This is a genomic window from Pseudomonas sp. NCCP-436 (assembly GCF_019656335.1).
Lineage (GTDB): Bacteria > Pseudomonadota > Gammaproteobacteria > Pseudomonadales > Pseudomonadaceae > Aquipseudomonas.
Map to the genome: position 1 here is coordinate 69,654 of NZ_BPLZ01000010.1, position 16,417 is coordinate 86,070.

Annotated in this window: 10 protein-coding genes; 3 read left to right on the forward strand and 7 right to left on the reverse strand. The window is 63.3% G+C overall.

The features are described from left to right. Positions 1–14 precede the first annotated feature (14 nt). Both pbpC and NCCP436_RS12025 read right to left on the reverse strand, forming a co-directional pair. A complete protein-coding gene (gene pbpC / locus NCCP436_RS12020) occupies positions 15–2,336 on the reverse strand; it encodes a peptidoglycan glycosyltransferase PbpC (RefSeq protein WP_220804238.1) in 2,322 nt (773 codons plus the stop codon). Positions 2,337–2,404: 68 nt separating this feature from the next. Then, entirely contained in the window at positions 2,405–7,300 is a 4,896-nt protein-coding gene (locus NCCP436_RS12025; RefSeq protein ID WP_220804239.1) for an alpha-2-macroglobulin, read from the reverse strand. A gap of 156 nt (positions 7,301–7,456) precedes the next feature. Between NCCP436_RS12025 and NCCP436_RS12030 the strand changes: the two genes are divergently transcribed. Further along, entirely contained in the window at positions 7,457–8,845 is a 1,389-nt protein-coding gene (locus tag NCCP436_RS12030) for an MATE family efflux transporter (protein WP_220804240.1), read from the forward strand. Next, a complete protein-coding gene (locus NCCP436_RS12035; RefSeq protein WP_220804280.1) occupies positions 8,817–9,845 on the forward strand; it encodes a sensor domain-containing diguanylate cyclase in 1,029 nt (342 codons plus the stop codon). Before NCCP436_RS12030 ends, NCCP436_RS12035 begins: the two co-directional genes overlap by 29 nt. Before the next feature lie 27 nt (positions 9,846–9,872). On the opposite strand, the gene speA is transcribed toward NCCP436_RS12035, so the two are convergent. From speA to NCCP436_RS12060, 5 genes are all read right to left on the reverse strand, one after another. Continuing rightward, positions 9,873–11,786: an arginine decarboxylase gene (speA, locus tag NCCP436_RS12040; RefSeq protein WP_220804241.1), complete on the reverse strand. Its 1,914-nt coding sequence runs from the start codon at positions 11,784–11,786 to the stop codon at positions 9,873–9,875. Between the two features lie 119 nt (positions 11,787–11,905). After that, positions 11,906–12,277, reverse strand: a complete 372-nt coding sequence (locus NCCP436_RS12045) for a translation initiation factor Sui1 (RefSeq protein WP_220804281.1) — start codon at positions 12,275–12,277, stop codon at positions 11,906–11,908. Between the two features lie 153 nt (positions 12,278–12,430). Beyond that, the gene (locus NCCP436_RS12050; RefSeq protein WP_220804242.1) at positions 12,431–13,030 is read right to left on the reverse strand and encodes an NUDIX hydrolase; all 600 of its coding nucleotides are present in this window, start codon (positions 13,028–13,030) and stop codon (positions 12,431–12,433) included. Further along, on the reverse strand, positions 13,030–14,088 hold the full coding sequence (locus tag NCCP436_RS12055) for a DUF2333 family protein (protein WP_220804243.1): 1,059 nt from the start codon (positions 14,086–14,088) through the stop codon (positions 13,030–13,032). The genes NCCP436_RS12050 and NCCP436_RS12055 overlap by 1 nt, the downstream gene beginning before the upstream one ends. Continuing rightward, positions 14,018–14,512 (reverse strand): hypothetical protein, encoded by a 495-nt coding sequence (locus NCCP436_RS12060; RefSeq protein ID WP_220804244.1) that lies wholly within the window; start codon positions 14,510–14,512, stop codon positions 14,018–14,020. The genes NCCP436_RS12055 and NCCP436_RS12060 overlap by 71 nt, the downstream gene beginning before the upstream one ends. On the opposite strand from NCCP436_RS12060, the gene NCCP436_RS12065 reads away from it, so the two are divergent. Further along, on the forward strand, positions 14,491–16,104 hold the full coding sequence (locus NCCP436_RS12065; RefSeq protein ID WP_220804245.1) for a PleD family two-component system response regulator: 1,614 nt from the start codon (positions 14,491–14,493) through the stop codon (positions 16,102–16,104). The genes NCCP436_RS12060 and NCCP436_RS12065 overlap by 22 nt on opposite strands. The last annotated feature ends 313 nt before the right edge of the window (positions 16,105–16,417 follow it).

Below are 16,417 nucleotides of genomic sequence, written 5' to 3' on the forward strand. Positions count from 1 at the left end.
CAATCTGCAGAACTTCAGGGCGTGACGCTGAATTCGACGCGAGCGGTCTGTCCGGCTTCGTCTAGCACGCTAAGCTGTTGCCGGCCACTGTTGAACACCTGCACCAGACTGGCATCAGCCGCGCTCTCGCCCAGTGGCCGGCCATTGAGAAACCACCAGCGCCGGCCACTGCCGCCCAGAGTCGAAAGGCTCAGACGCAGGGGCCCGGTGCTGTCCGGCGAACGCCGCAGACTATCGCCCGGACGCACGCCGATGATCGACAACGGCGCGACCTGAGCCGGCGTCAGCGGCGGACAGTCGCCGGCGGCGGCCGGCAGCCGGGCACTGCGTCGCTCACGCCGCGGCAGCCAGGGCTCCAGCGGCGCCGGCCAGAGCACCAGCTCGCGGGCATCGGCACCTGGGCAGCCAGGAGCCACCCGCAGGCCGGCAGCATTGACCCAGTAACGCTCACGCAGACCGCTACCCAGTGGCTGATCCGGCGCCAGCAAAGTAGGCGGCGTGGTGCCCTCCAGTGTCCAGGCGAAACGCTGTCGACGGCAGTTGGGATCAGTGCGCGCCATCGGCTGCCCCAGCGGCCAGCAGATAGCAGCCACACCGACTTCCGCAGGCTGCGGATCCGCTGGCACGGCAACGCCACGCTGGCCATCGCGCGCCACCAATAGGTCGTGTACCTGCAGCAGCAGCGGCGCTGCCGAAGCCAGACCAAACTGCCCTGGCACCGGAGTGCCGTCGGGGCGGCCGATCCAGATGCCGATCAGATGCCGGGGACCGACGCCAATGGCCCAGGCATCGCGGAATCCGTAACTGGTGCCAGTTTTCCAGGCCAGCAGCGGACGCTGCACCAACTGTGCGCGCGGATCACGATCCGGTCTTGCCTGACCGCTGAGAATGCGCCGGATGATCCAGGCTGCGCCGGGCGACAGCAGGCGCCGTTCCTGCAAGGCATCTTCCGGCTGCAACCGTGGACGGGCCGCCAGACCACCACGCGCGAAGGCGCTATAGCCGGTAATCAGAGATTCCAGCCGGGTACCGCCACCGCCAAGAATCAGCGCCAGGCTGGGCTCGGCCATTGATGGCAGGCGGATTGGCAGTCCGACGCTGCGCAATTCGCCGGCAAAGCGCTTCGGCCCGTAGGACTCGAGCAGTTGTACCGCCGGCAGGTTGAGCGAGGTAGCCAGCGCTTCGCTGGCCGACACCGGCCCGGCGAAACCGGCAGCAAAGTTGCCCGGACGGTAGTCACCGTAGTGACGAGGCACATCTTGCAGCAGTGACTCGGAATGGATCAGCCCGGCATCCAGCGCCATGCCGTAGAGAAAAGGCTTGAGCGTGGAACCGGGCGAGCGCAGTGCACGAATCATGTCGACATGGCCGAAGCGGGCCGTATCGGCCATGTCGACAGAGCCCAGATAGGCCCGTACTGCCATGTTCGGGTGCTCGACCACCAGAATCGCCGCCGAGGTTCGCTCAGGCAGACGCGCCCGCCAGCCCAGCAGCAGGTCCTCCAGCCGCTGCTGCAAGCCGGCATCCAGGGTGGTACGAATCAGCGCCGGGCTGCCGGGACGGTTCAGCCGCCGAGCCAGCAGCGGCGCCAGACTCGGCTCACGGCGCGGCGCGAGGAATACCGGCTCCTCCAGCGCCTCATCGATCTGCGCCTGAGGCCACACGTCGAATTCGGCCAGCCGCCGCAGCACCTTGTCGCGGGCGGCCTGAGCACGTTCGGGGTGACGATCCGGACGCAGCCGGCTGGGTGCCTGCGGCAACACTGCCAGCAACGCCGCCTCGGCGCGGGTCAGTTGATCCGGCGGCTTGCCCAGGTAACTCCAGCTGGCGGCGGCAACGCCTTCCAGCGTACCGCCGAACGGCGCGCGGCTTAGATATAGAGCGAGGATCTCCTCCTTGGAAAGATGCCACTCCAGCTGAGCGGTACGCCAAAGTTGCTTCAGCTTTCCAGACAGATCACGGTCATGTGGATCAAGCAGCCGCGCCACCTGCATCGACAGCGTACTGCCGCCGGACACCACGCGCCCGCCGCTGAGGTTCTGCCAGGCAGCCCGCACCAACGCCAGCGGATTGACTCCGGGGTGCTGGCGGAACCAGCGATCCTCGTAGGTCAGCAGTGCCTGAAGGTAATAGGGCGATACCGCATCCGGCGTCACAGGGTAGCGCCAGACGCCGTTGCGATCAGCGAAGCGCCACAGCGGCGTGCCATCCTCGGCCAGCACCACCCGGGCCAGATCGTCCTCCGGCAGAGGCAGCGGGAATAGTCGATCAGCCAGCCAGAGCAGAGCCAATACGGCAACGAGGATAAGCCCAACACGGCGGGCCAGCCGCTTCATGCAGAACCTCTCAACCGGCCCTCTCCTGCCATCGACTTGCTCTGCTCCCATCAGCGAGAGCGCCGCTGTTACCGACCCAGAACTACCATCTGCTCAGGCGCACGCCCCAGTGCCTGCCAGTTCGGCCGGTACATGGATTCGACCTGCGGTGGCGGCACGCGGTAGTGTCCCGGGGTCACCGCACGGGCCAGGTAAAGCAAATGGGTAGTGCCATCACCGCCCACATCCACCGCTGCCACATACCGGTCGCCACGGAACTCCTGATGTTTGATTCGCCCATTCTGCATCGACTGAAGCCACTCGCGGACGTTGCTGCCAGCATCGGCAAGGCTCGCCGAGCTTTGCGCCAGATTCTGGTTCTCCAGCTCCAGGCCGGCCGGCAGCAGATCCACCACCAGCGCATCCGGCACCCGCTGCTCGGCCCGAACGGCCAGATGCACCAGCACCAGATCGCCACTTTCGAGCTGCGTCAGATCCAGCGGCAGGCCGTCCATGCTCAGGTACTCGCGCTCAATGCCGAGATTCTGTCCGCCAGCCTGCGGGGCTTGCAGCGGATAACCGGAAACACTCAACTGCTGATACAGCACGGCACTAGCGGCGTTGCTCACTGTGAGTGGTTCGGCCAGCTCGGCGCGCTCCAGTTTGATACCCGGCTGCTGCTGGCTCAGCTCGAACTGGAAGGCGCCACTGGCCAGTTGCGCGGCCCAGGGCTGCTCCGGCTTGCCGAGCAGACCACGGCCAGCGAGGAACAGAGCGTTACGCTCCTGGGTCGACAGCCAGCGCTGCCCGGCCAGTTCATCGGCCAGCTCGAACAGGCGCTGCTCACGTTGCCCGGCAGCCAGATCGTGTTCCTCCAGAATGGCGAGAATCAGCGCCTGATCGCGTAACGGGCTACCGTAGTCGGCCATCCAGCGCTCGCCGATGCGCGGCAAAGTCAGCCCCTGCTGCAGCGCCTGCTCGGCACGCGCTCCATCGCCCATCAGTTTCAGCGCGGCTGCCAGTTGCACCAGCGGCAGACCGGAGCGGGCCTCACTGCGGCGCTCGAAGATACTGCGCAATGCGCCCAGCGGCGCCTGCTGGCTGCGTGCCATCACATAGCCGGCGTAGGCCTGCACAGCGAAGCGGGTATGACCGATGTCGTCGCTGTAGGTATCCACCAGGCTGCCTTGCTGCAGGTAGCGCAGCAAGCGCTCATTAGCCTTTTTCAGAGCCTCCGGTGGCACGCCGAACCCCTGCTCACGAGCCCGCAGGAGGAAGTCTGTGACATAGACGGTCAGCCAGTGTTCTTCTTCGCTTTCGCCACTCCAGAGACCGAACGAGCCGTTGTAGCGCTGCATCCCCAGCAGGCGATCTATGCCCAGCTCGATGCTGCGCCGGCGCTGCTCATCGGCTTCGCCTTCCAGGCCCAGGCGCTGCAGGCTCGCAGCATCGGCATAGAGCGAAGGGAACAAGCCACTGGCCGTCTGCTCGGCGCAACCGTAAGGGTAGGCCTTCAGTGCACGGATCTGCTCGCCGAGATTCAGCGGCGGCCGGCTCGACAGCGCCAGTACCGCCTCCAGACCGCCCGGCTCGAAGCGGCTGAGCACGCCGGCAGGCAAGCGCCAAGACTCGCCCTCACCCAATGCCGCACGGAAATGCTGCACCTGGGCCGGATAGGCCGGACGTACGCCCAATGTCCATTCACGACTGAAGTCACCAGGTTCTTCACCCGGCAGTACCAGCCCCTGCACTTCAACGTGGATACGACCTCGCCCCAGGCCGCCCTCTGCGCGAACCGGAATGCGCAGGGTGGTGCGCTCGCCATCCTTGAGGCTGATCGGCGCATCCCCCTTGCCGAGCAGGCGCAACTGCCCCTCCACCCCCAGGCGCACATCGAGCGTCTGCGCACTACCGGAGAGGTTGGTCAGATCCAGTGCCAGGCTGGTTTCGTCACCGCCTGCGAGAAAGCGCGGAGTAGACAATTCGGCAATCAGCGGTGCGGCCACTACGGTGCTGGCCTCGGCCATACCGAAATGCTCGTCGCTCCAGGCCTGCGCCATCAGACGTAACTCACCGTTGAAGTCCGGGATGTCCAGCGTCACCTCGCCCTGCCCCTGCTCATCGAGCTTCACCGGCTCGCTCTGCTGGGCAACGATCAGCACGCTGGTGTCCGGACGCTGGCCACCGGGAGACAGGCCGGCATCGCCACCGAAGGCCAGGCTGGCTACGCGCCCCTGTGCCTCGATCAGTTGCCCGTAAACATCCAGTTGATCCACCCCATAGCCCTTGCGACCGAAAAAGCCGACAAAGGGATCCGGCGTGGCGTAGCTGGTGATATTGAGAATGCCCACATCCACAGCTGCAACCAGTACGCGCGCCTGCGCAGGAATGCTGCCATCGGCATTGCGGGCGCTGACCCGCACTTTCATCGGCTGTCGCGGACGCATCTTCTCCGGTGCATCGAGAGTCACTGCCAGCTTGCGCGACGAGCGATCCAGCGGCAGGTGCAGCAGGCCAACGGCACGCTTGGGCGTGACCTGCGCCTGACGCTCGCCCGGGCGTATCACCTGGGCACTGAGATAGAGGTCATGACGGGCCCAGGCGGCATCGATGGGTAGCTCAAAGGTCTTGCCCTCGGCCGGCACACTGATGGCCTGCCACCACAGCGGCTCCTCGCTGGACTCCAGCAACAGGTAGCCACTACCTGCCGCCGGCGGAGTGACAGTGATTCGCGCCACATCGCCAGTCGTATAGGCGGGCTTATCCAGCGCCAGCTTCACCTGATCCGGCCGCACAGCGCCGCCATCGGCATTGTCCTGCCAGCGGTAGCCGGCCCAGAAGCGCAGGCTGCTGATAAGGCCGGTGCTGTTGTCCAGCACCTCGACCCGATACGGCCCCCACTCCACCGGGAAGCTGACCTTGGCGCTACCACCAGCAGCGATCTTCAGCGGCTCCTCGCTGAGAATGAGGAACCTCTCGTTGTAGTTGTGCTGCCAGCCGTCGCTTTCGGAGAACGCCCAGAAGTAGTCGCGGCGCTCGCGCACCAGACGTACCTTGAGATCATCGGCGGCCAGTTTATTGCCGGAGGCATCAGCCACCAGAATCTCGAACTCGGCCAGACTGTCGGCATCCACCTCGTCACCATCGAACAGCCCTCGCACACCCGGCAGTCGCTCGGCCGGCCAGACCGGCTGGACAATCCTCCGGGTGATCGGACGGCCACCAGACTCCTGCAGGCTGGCCTGTAGAATCAGCCGCAGCGGCGAGCGGGCCTCACTCCAGCGGTTTTCCGGACGCAACAGCGCGCGCCCCTCTGCATTCAGGATTTGCTCGTCGAGCTCCTGATCCTGAGTCAGATCAGCCTCGGTGATATCTCCAAACTGATAGCCGGGCAGGGCCGGAACAGCTTCGCGCAACGGGCGTACATAAAGCTGTCCGGAGAGTCGGTTGCCAGACGCCGGCGCACCGTACAGATAACGCCCACTGACGGCGAACTGCGGATTGTCGGTCGGGGCATAGGGCTGCTCGCGCCCCTTGAGTTCTAGCGCCAGGCGCTCGGGCAGAAAGTCCTCGACCAGGAATTCATGCACCTGCGGGTTGCCGTCACCAAGATCCAGCAGCAGTTGCCAGCGACCGGTGGGCGCCTCCTCCAGCAGCTGCAGGCGGTACTGGTACAGCCCATCCTCCTCAGCATTCCAGACGAACTTGCGACTGATCTGCTCGTCCGGTCGGCGCACCTCAACACTTACCGGCTGTGCCTTGACCGGACGGCCATCGGCGTCACGCAGCAGACCGTTGAGTAGCACGGTCTCTCCCGGGCGGTACAGATCGCGCGGACCAAATACAAAGAATTGCAGGGCATGGGCCTGCGGCCCGGTGATGTCGAACTCGGCCAGGTCCAGCCCCGGCGCATTGAGCCGCAGCAGGCTGGTCTGCTCATCCTTGCGTGCCAGCAGCAGCTGGGCCTTTTCCGGCAGCGGCAGTTGCGCATGACCATCGGCCCCGGTCTTTCCTTCGGCCAGCAGTGCACCATCACCGTCGAACAGTTCCAACTGAACCCCGGCCTGAGCCTTGCCTCCCTCCAGTGCCTGGGTGAATACATCGATACGATCACGGTAGCGATGCGCCGACAGACCGATGTCACTCAGGGAGAACAGCGTCGCCGGCTGCGAATAGCTGTAACTGCCTGCTTCGCGCATCACCGCCAGATAGACGCCAGGCTGCTTGAACGGTGGCAACCCGGCGATAGGCAATTGCAGTGTCTCGCGGGTGTTGCGGGCAGGGTTCAGATCAAAACGGCCACCATAGACCAGCTCGGCCATTGGCATCAGCTCGCGTGCCTCCCAGGTATCAAGGCTGCCGGAGCGATTCCAGCGCGACAAAAAACTCGGCAGCGCCTGCGGCTTGATGCGGAAGAACTCGACGTTGACCTTGTCCACATTCAACGCGATTACCGGCAGCCCCTCGGCCAACCGGGTCGGCAGCAACGAGCCTCGACTGGCGAAGCCGACGCTGGCCTGCAGATCCCGGGTCTCGAAGCGGCTGATGTGCTCGGCAGCCAGTTGACTGCCGTTAATCGACTTCAGACCGGCATCAACGGTGAGTACCAGCTTGCGCCGTGGCTCCAGATGCCGCAGGCGCAACTCACTGAGGCTGTCAGTCAGCTCCCAGGCGCCATCGACCTTGCCAGTCTTGCTGTCGACCAGATGCAGGCGCTCGGCGAAACGCTGATCCGGGTCCAGCGGAATGGAAAAGGTCACGGAAAGCGCACTGGCGCCATCGAGCTGGATTTCCGAGACGTCTACCACCTCTAGCTCGCGGCCGGCATAACGCTCGGCAAGCGCAGCGCGATCAACGACAGGCGCGACCTGCTGCAACTGCTGAGAGGCCGGCTGGGCACTGCTCACGGTAGCGGGGGGCTGAGAGGAATCACAGGCACTGAGCAGCGTCAGCGCCAGGGCCAGAAGCATTCCTTTGTTCGGCATGGCAGGCTCCAGAAAAAGGGGGGCGCAGAAACGCCGATACTATAGCGGAGGCCGCCCTGCCACGAGAGCCCAGATCACAGAAGTAACGAAGTGTCACTCGCTCGCCCGCCGACCTGCCGCAGCCCCTATAATCGGCGCTTTTCCCAGAGTCTGCCAATGTCCGCCCTACTCGACGCCTGGCGCCACGCCCCAACTCAGCACAGAGTCTGGGCCCTGGCTGCCCCGATGATCCTTTCCAACCTTTCGATTCCGCTGGTGGGGCTAGTGGACACCGCCGTGGTCGGCCACCTGCCGCATGCTCATCAACTGGCAGCAGTTGCCGTGGGAGGAACCCTCTATACCCTGCTCACCTGGAGCATGGGCTTTCTGCGCATGGGCAGTACCGGCTTCGCCGCTCAGGCCGTGGGCCGCAATGACGGCGGCGCCTTGCGTCAGGTACTACTGCAGGGACTGAGTCTGGGTGTACTGCTGGCCATATTACTGGGCCTGCTGGCGCTGCCGCTGAGCAATACGGCGCTGCAACTGATGCAGCCGTCCGCCGAACTTGGCGAACTGGCCCGCGAGTTTTTTCTGATCCGTCTGTACGGCTTGCCGGCCACTCTGGCCGGCTATGCTCTGATCGGCTGGCTGCTGGGCACACAGAACGCTCGCGGACCGCTGGCCATGCTGCTGAGCGTCAACCTGATCAACATCGCTCTGGATCTGCTGTTCGTCTTCGTTCTGGAGTGGGGCGCAACCGGGGTTGCCTGGGCTGCGGTGATTGCCGAATGGAGTGGAGCGCTGCTCGGGCTGTGGCTGGCGTACATTGCCCTGCGCCAGCACCCGGGACGCCTCAATCAGGCCGCGCTCAGGCGCTGGCGCAACTGGCGACCACTACTGGCGGTAAATCGCGACATCTTTATCAGATCCCTGGCACTGCAATTGGTGTTTTTCCTTGTTACCACCCAAGGCACACGCCTCGGCGACGCCACGGTTGCCGCCAACGCCTTGCTGCTCAACGGCCTGACGCTGGCCGCCTATGCCCTCGATGGTCTTGCGCATGCCGTAGAAGCCCTGACCGGACATGCATTGGGCGCACGAGATCGGACAGCACTGCGCCGTTCGCTACTGGTAGCCGGAACCTGGTCGCTGCTTGCCAGCATCGGCTTTGCCCTGTTCTTCAGCCTTGGCGGCCATCTCTTCGTCAGTCTGCTTACCGATATCGCTGAGGTGCGCGAGCTGGCCCTGCGCTTTCTGCCCTACCTGGCCGTGCTACCCTTGCTGACAGTCTGGAGCTACCTGCTCGACGGTCTGTTCATCGGAGCCACCCGAGCCCGGGAAATGCGCGACGCAATGTTGATCGCCCTGTTCCTGGCCCTGCCGCTGGGTTGGCTGTTGCAGGAACTGGGCAACCACGGACTCTGGCTGGCGTTCCTTGCCTTTATGGCACTGCGCAGCCTCGTGCTGGGTAGCTACGCCTGGCACCTGAGCCGCCATGAGCTGTGGTTTCCTCCATTCGTATCGAGAGATGTCGCTAATGATAAGCGCCGAGCCCCCCAGCGATGAGCCACAACGTCAGCAGGCCCTGGATCGCCTGGAACTGCTCGACACCCCCGCTGCCCCCTACCTCGACAGCCTGACCCGCCTAGCCCGCGAGCTATTCGCCGTAAAGATCGTGCTGATCAGCCTGATCGACCGAGACCGTCAGTGGTTCAAGAGCCGCCAGGGGCTGGACGTGGCCGAAACACCGCGCGATATTTCCTTTTGCGCTCACGCGGTGGCTTGCAATGACACTCTGGTAGTCGAAGACAGCCTCGTCGATCCCCGTTTTTGCGACAGCCCACTGGTTCTAGAGCCACCACATGTGCGCTTCTATGCCGGCGTACCACTGCGCGACGAGGCCGGGCTGGCGCTGGGCACCCTGTGCCTGCTCGACCCGACCCCACGCCGGCTGACAAGCCAGGAGCTGAAACGCTTGCAGGACATGGCCTACTTGGTCGAAAGATACCTGCATCTGCTCGAGCAGTCGGCCCAGGTCGCTCATCTACGCGAGGCGCTCAGCCAAGCGCAACGCAAGTGCCTGCTCGATGCACTGACCCAGGTTTGGAATCGTGCAGGTCTACGCCACTTCCTACCGCTTGAGCAGGCCACGGCCAAACGTGAAGGCCGACAGCTAGGGCTGATCTACATCGACCTTGACCACTTCAAACAGGTTAACGACCGCTACGGTCACGCAGGTGGCGACCAGTTACTCTGGGAGTGCGCACGACGCATGAGCACGGCGGTTCGCTCCCAGGATGTGGTGACACGGGCTGGTGGTGAAGAATTCGTCATCCTAACCCGGGTCATGGATGCCCGCGAATTACTGCATATCGCCGAACGCATCCGCCAGAGCATCGCCAGCCAGCCAATCCAGCTGGAGAACGAACCAATCCCGCAGACCCTCAGCCTGGGCTGCGCCCTACTCGCTCCCGGCGAGACTCCCGAGCAGGCCTTGAAACGCGCGGATCAGGCGTTGTACCGGGCCAAGCGGAACGGGCGCAACCGTAGCGAACTGGCGGACTGAAACCGCGCCAGCTCGCCACCTCACACCTTAGGACGCCAGATAGGACGAACGGGTCAGCCCCAGACGCAGTGCATCGAGGAACTGAGTACGTTCACGGGCACTGATTCGGGCACTAGCCACCTTGTCGCGGTAGTGTGTCATCAGCTCCTCTGGCGACAAATGCACGTAGCGCAGCATGTCCTCAATGGTGTCGTGGGTCTCGATGCCGGCATGCACCACACTGCCATCGGCCGCCTGGTAGATATTCACCGAGTCGGTATCGCCGAACAGGTTATGCATATCACCGAGAATTTCCTGATAGGCGCCTACCAGGAAGATACCCAGTACATAATCCTCACCTTCACGCAGCTCATGTACCGGCAGACTGGTCTCAATCGACTGCTCGTCGACGTACTGGCGAATCTTGCCGTCTGAGTCGCAGGTCAGGTCCTGCAGCACGGCGCGGCGCAGCGGCTCCTCATCCAAGCGTGACAGCGGCAGAATTGGCAAAATCTGGCCAATCGCCCAGGTATCCGGCAAGCTCTGGAACACCGAGAAGTTGCAGATGTACTTGTCGGCCAGTTTGTCGTTGAGCTCGTCAAGCACCGCCCGGTGCGAGCGCTGGCGCGCCTTGAGCTGATTGTGCAGACGACGGCAGATGGCGAAATAGCACTGCTCCGCCAAAGCCTTCTGCGCCAGGCTCAACTTGCCCGCCGAGTACTGCGCCGCCACCTCCTCGATGTAGTGGGTAGCGCGCCAGTAGGTCTCGGCGACCATTTCCGGATCACTGTCGTCGAGCAGCTCGATCAGCGCCTGTAGTACCTCAGGTTGTTCTTCCTGCGGATCGATCACCGGCACCTTGTCGTTGTGCCGCTCAACATCAGTGACCTGCACCAGCAGCACGGCGTGATGCGCAGTCATAGCCCGCCCGCTCTCGGAGAAAATGTGCGGATGGGGTATTTCCTGACGGTCGCAGAACTCCTTGAGCATGTCGACCACAGCGTCGGCATAATCCTGCATGTCGTAGTTGATTGAACTGGCGTTGCGCGAATGAGTACCGTCGTAATCCACGCCCAGGCCACCACCGACATCCACATGGTCCACCGGCAGGCCCATGGCGCGCAGCTCGCCGTAGTAACGGATGGCCTCACGAAAACCCTTACGGTAATCGGCAATGTTGGCGATCTGCGAGCCCATATGGAAATGCAACAAGCGGATGCCCTGATCCAGCCCGGCCTGACGGAAGCGCTCGACCACCGCCAGTACCTGCGCGGCGGACAAACCGAACTTGGACTTCTCGCCGCCGGTATCGGCCCACTTGGAGGATGCCAGCGAGGACAGGCGCACACGCAGACCGATCTGCGGGGCCACCTTGAGATCGGCAGCCTCCTCGATCACCAGACCGACCTCCGATTCCTTCTCGATGACGATGAATACATTGTGGCCGAGCTTCTGCCCCATCAGCGCCAGGCGGATGAACTCGCGATCCTTGTAGCCATTGCAGACGATGGTGCCGCCCTTCGGCGCCAGCGCCAGCACGGCCAGCAGTTCGGGCTTGGAGCCGGCCTCAAGACCAATGGACACGCCCTGGGTAGCGATGATGTTCTCGATCACCGCTTCCTGCTGGTTGACCTTGATCGGATACAGCGCGGTGTAACGGTTCTGATAGCCCAGGCGCTCGATGCTGGCGTCGAAAGCGCCGGTCAGGCGACGCACGCGATCCTGCAAGATGTCCGGGAAGCGCACCAGCAGCGGCAGCGACAGACCGCTCTGGCGCAGCTCGTCGACCTGCTGATACAGATCGATGGGCGGGCTGTCCGGCCCGTTAGGACGCACTTCCACACGCCCGGCATCGTTGATCGAGAAATAGCCGGCGCCCCAGTGGCGGATGCCGTAGACACTACGGCTGTCGGCTACGGTCCATTGGCTACCGTCGTCTTTGCGGGTGCGTCGTGCGGACATCTGTGTCTCCCAAGGTATGGAGGCGGCGCGATCAGCGAACGCACCGGAATATGAAGGCAATAGATGACGAATGCTCGGAGCATCGACCTCCGAGACTCATCGAAGTTTAGGAAAAGACTTCAGCCGCCGGACTTCTTCGCGGTAAAACCGCGCTTGCTCAGCTCTGCCAGCAGCAGGTCGACGTGGTCACCCTGAATCTCGATCACCCCGCCCTTCAGCGCACCACCCGTGCCGCAACGTTTCTTCAGCGCACTGGCCAGCTCCTTCAGCTCGGCTTCGGCCAGCGGCACACCGCTGACAGTGGTCACCGTCTTGCCGCCGCGGCCTTTGGTTTCGCGTCGCACGCGGGCGATGCCGTCGCCTTCGGGAAGGCGCAACTGAGCGCAGACACAAGCAGCCACCGGCTGACTGCAGTCCGGACAGTGACGACCGCCGTCTGTGGAATAGACAAGACCGCCCAAGGCGGCAAATGAAGAGGCTTTCTTGACCACCGGCTTGTCCTCGTAGGGGTCAGGATAGCGACTGGCCGACAAGCGTCGACCGCGAAGCCCCACTCAGGCAGGGGCAGCGCAGGCGGACAGGCGTCCGCCGAAAGGCCGCGCAGTTTAACGGCAAAGCCCGGCCTTGCTAAGTGCGTATTTGCGTCATTGTGCGGCAGTTTGGCGACGCCGTTTGCCATCGCGCACGTCACGCTCGAAATCCGCGACACCAGCAGACTTGAGATAGCGCTGCAACGCTGCCAGCGAGTCCGGACAATAGGGCAGACGACAGGCTTCCTCCAGCGCCAGCTCGATGCTGATGAAGCGCGCTTCCAGCACCTCCTCCGGCTGCAGCACCAGCGGTGCATCCGACACCGCCGAATAGGCCATGCACCACAGCCGGCTTTCCGGCGCGTCATAGAGAAAGTGCGCATGCTGTACCAGCTCGGCATCGACTATCCCCAGCTCCTCCGCCAGCTCGCGACGGGCCGAGAACGCATAATCTTCGCCCTCCAGTACCATGCCACCGGCCGCCACGTCCCAGTAGCCCGGATACAGCGCCTTGCTCAGGGTACGGCGATGGACGCAGAGCAACCCGGCTGTGTTGAACAGCAGAATGTAGGTGCCACGACCGATCAGCCGTTTCTCTCGGAGCTCGGCCCGGGTCACCCCACCAAGCGGACAGTCGCTTTCATCGACCCAGGCCACCCGCTCCCGATCGGAGGCGGCCCGATGCGCCGCCTCGGCTGCCGAATAGCCGCTCATCAGCCCTGGCTCAGCAATTGACGCAGGTCGATCAGACCGGCGTTGGCACGCGAAATGTAGTTGGCCATTACCAGCGAGTGGTTCGCCAGGATGCCGTAGCCACTACCGTTGAGGATCACCGGACTCCACAGAGTTGCCTGGGCCGCTTCCAGTTCACGCACGATCTGACGCACGCTGACAGTGGCGTTCTTCTTCGCCAGCACATCGGCAAAGTCCACCTCGATGGCTCGCAGCAGGTGAGACAGCGCCCAGGCCTGGCCGCGAGCCTCGTAGAAGACATTATCGATTTGCAGCCAGGGGGTCTCGTACACACCACCCTCGCCGAGCAGGCCCTGCTCCTGCGGATCACCGTCGACCTGCACACTGTCGTTCAGACGCACCCGGCCAACACTGGCCGACAGACGCTGCGACAGCGAGCCGAGACGGGTACTGGCATCGCCCAGCCAGTTGTTGAGGTTGTCGGCCCGGGCATAGAAGCGTGCGTTTTTCTGCCCCGGGTCGGACAGACGGGCGAGATAGCGATCCAGCGCCTGAATACCTTCACGGTATTCGGACTCGGACGCCGGCAACGCCCAGCTCTTGTTGTCGAAGTGAAAGCGCGGCTCGGCCTTGGCCAGATCCGGATCCTCAGTCGACTGCGATTGCGAGCGGGCAAAGTCCTTGCGCAGCGCACGAGAGAAGTCTCGCACCTGCACCAGCACGCCGTACTCCCAGCTCGGCATGTTGTCCAGCCACAGGCCAGGCGGGGCCAGATCGTTGGACAGGAAACCACCCGGCTTGTCCAGCAGAGTGCTGGCCACCTGCTTGAGCGTTTCCACCGTGGTATAGCCCGTAACCATCTGCCGCTGCACCTCCTGCGCCGCGTTCTGGGCCTGCTGCTGAACCTGAAAGGCTGCCGGCTCCTGACTCCAGTACCAGCCAACCACCAGGGCGGCCAGCAGGCAGAGCACGAGCAGACCACCCAGCGCGCGCGTCACCAGACCGCCGCTACGGCTGCCTCCGGCACTGCTGTCGGCGCTGCCCTGCGCGTTCGTCGCACGATTCTTCCAGTCCAGCATGGCAATGTCCCTTCTTAAGCAATTCGATTATTCGACCGCAATCCGACCAGCGGGTTGCGATCTGATCGGCAATATAAGGCATGCGCACTGTAAAACGCAGGGCATGACGGCAAACTAGTGCCATTGCAGCCCCCAGTGGCAGACAGCTGCGCATCCGGCAGGTGCATTGCTTCGGCACGGTGGCGATGGCGACATTTTTCTGCAACACAGGGAACCCGAAGCATTCGAACCGTTCTGAAGAGACCTGCTTGCCGTCATGATGAGAACCCTTTGGCACATTGCAAATTTTTGTTGCTTCTTCGATAGGAATACCGTCGTCAACAGATCGACGGACGATGTCATCACCGCCCTCAAGTGATAGCATCAAGCCATTAGCAATGAGAGCTTTATAGAAGTCGGCCCATGACCGAACATCTGGATCCAACTCGCGACCGCCTCAAGCATCACTTCGCCCAGCGGGTGATCCATCAGGCGCGTCAGGTGCTGGAGGTCTGGCAACGCCTGCAGCGCAGCGAGTGGACAGACGTCGGCATGGGTGAGCTGGCAGAAGCAAACCTGCGCCTGCTGCGCTATGCCGAACGCTTCGAGCAGACCGAGCATGCCCGACTGGCTCAGAACATCGCCGCCAGCCTTGATGCAGTGGCAGAAAACCGCGGTCGCCTCAACAGCGAGCTGATTGCCCGCCTCAACCAGGCCATGCAGCGTCTCTCACGCACCGGTCTGCGCCATAGCGATGCCTACGAGCAGACCTTCCTGCCGCCATTGCGCAAGCCGATCTACCTGGCCCTGCAGGACACCCAGCGCGCCGAACGCCTGGCACAGCAACTGGAGTTCTTCGGCCTGACGGCTCAGGCCCTGAGCGACGCCCAATCCTTCCGTGCAGCCATAGTCGAACGACATCCGGCCGCCATCGTCATGGATGTAGACTTCGCCGGTGCCGGCCTGGAGCTGGCCGAATCAACACAGCAGGGGCTGGAGCAGAAAATCCCTCTGCTGTTCTTCAGTCATCACGAGACCGACACACCGACGCGCCTCGCTGCAGTCCGCGCTGGCGGTCAGGAGTTCTTCACTGGTTCGCTCGATGCCTCCAGCCTGCTTGAACGTATCGAGGTGTTGACCCACGTGGCCCAGTATGATCCGTACAAGGTACTGATCATCGACGACTCCAAGGCTCAGGCCACCCACACCGAACGCGTACTCAACAGTGCCGGCATCCTCACCCATACCCTGACCGAGCCGATTCATGCCATGGATGCGCTGGCCGAGTTTCAGCCGGATCTGATCATCCTCGACATGTACATGCCCGAGTGCAACGGCGCCGAGCTGGCCAAGGTAATTCGCCACAATGATCGATACGTCAGCGTGCCGATCATCTACCTGTCAGCCGAGGACGATCTGGACAAGCAGCTCGACGCCATGAGCGAAGGCGGTGACGACTTTCTCACCAAGCCAATCAAGCCGCGCCATCTGATCGCCACGGTACGCAACCGTGCCGCACGGGCGCGCAATCTCAAGGCCCGCATGGTGCGCGACAGCCTCACCGGGCTGTACAACCACACCCACACACTGCAACTGCTTGAGGATGCCTGCTTTCGGGCTCGCCGCGACAGCCGTCCGCTGGCCTTCGCCATGCTCGACATAGACCACTTCAAGAAGGTCAACGACACCTACGGCCACCCCATGGGCGACCGGGTAATCAAGAGCCTGGCACTGTTTCTCAAGCAGCGCCTGCGCAAGACCGACCACATCGGCCGTTATGGCGGCGAAGAATTTGCTGTGGTCTTGCCGGATACCGACGAGCAGTCCGCCCTGAGCGTTCTGGAGGAAATCCGCCTGCGCTTTGCCGAAATCAACTACCCCGCGCAGCCTCAGGATTTGACCTGCACCTTCAGTTGTGGCATCGCCACACTGCAACCAGGACTGAACGCCAACAGCCTGTCCAAACAGGCCGACGAAGCGCTGTACCGGGCCAAGCGCGGCGGCCGCAACCGGGTCGAACTCTACCGTCCCGAATGACACAGCCGCGCGCGGCCAGCTCCAACGCCGTCATCTGGCCGTAACCGTTGCGCAATAACCTCGATCGCATCGCTCTATTGTCGATCGGGCCCGCCATGCGCCTCAAGCTACTGACCCACCTGACTACCCTGATGCTGATCGCCCTGTGCCTGACCCTGGCCGCAACTCTGTGGTGGTCACAAAGCGCCCTGCAGCAACCGCTGCAACTGATGGAGCGCTACCTGCTACTGTCGCAGTCATTCCGTCAGCAGGTTGCCGACAACATCAAGGGCTACCTCGACAGCGGTGATGCACTGCACCACAGTACCGCTAG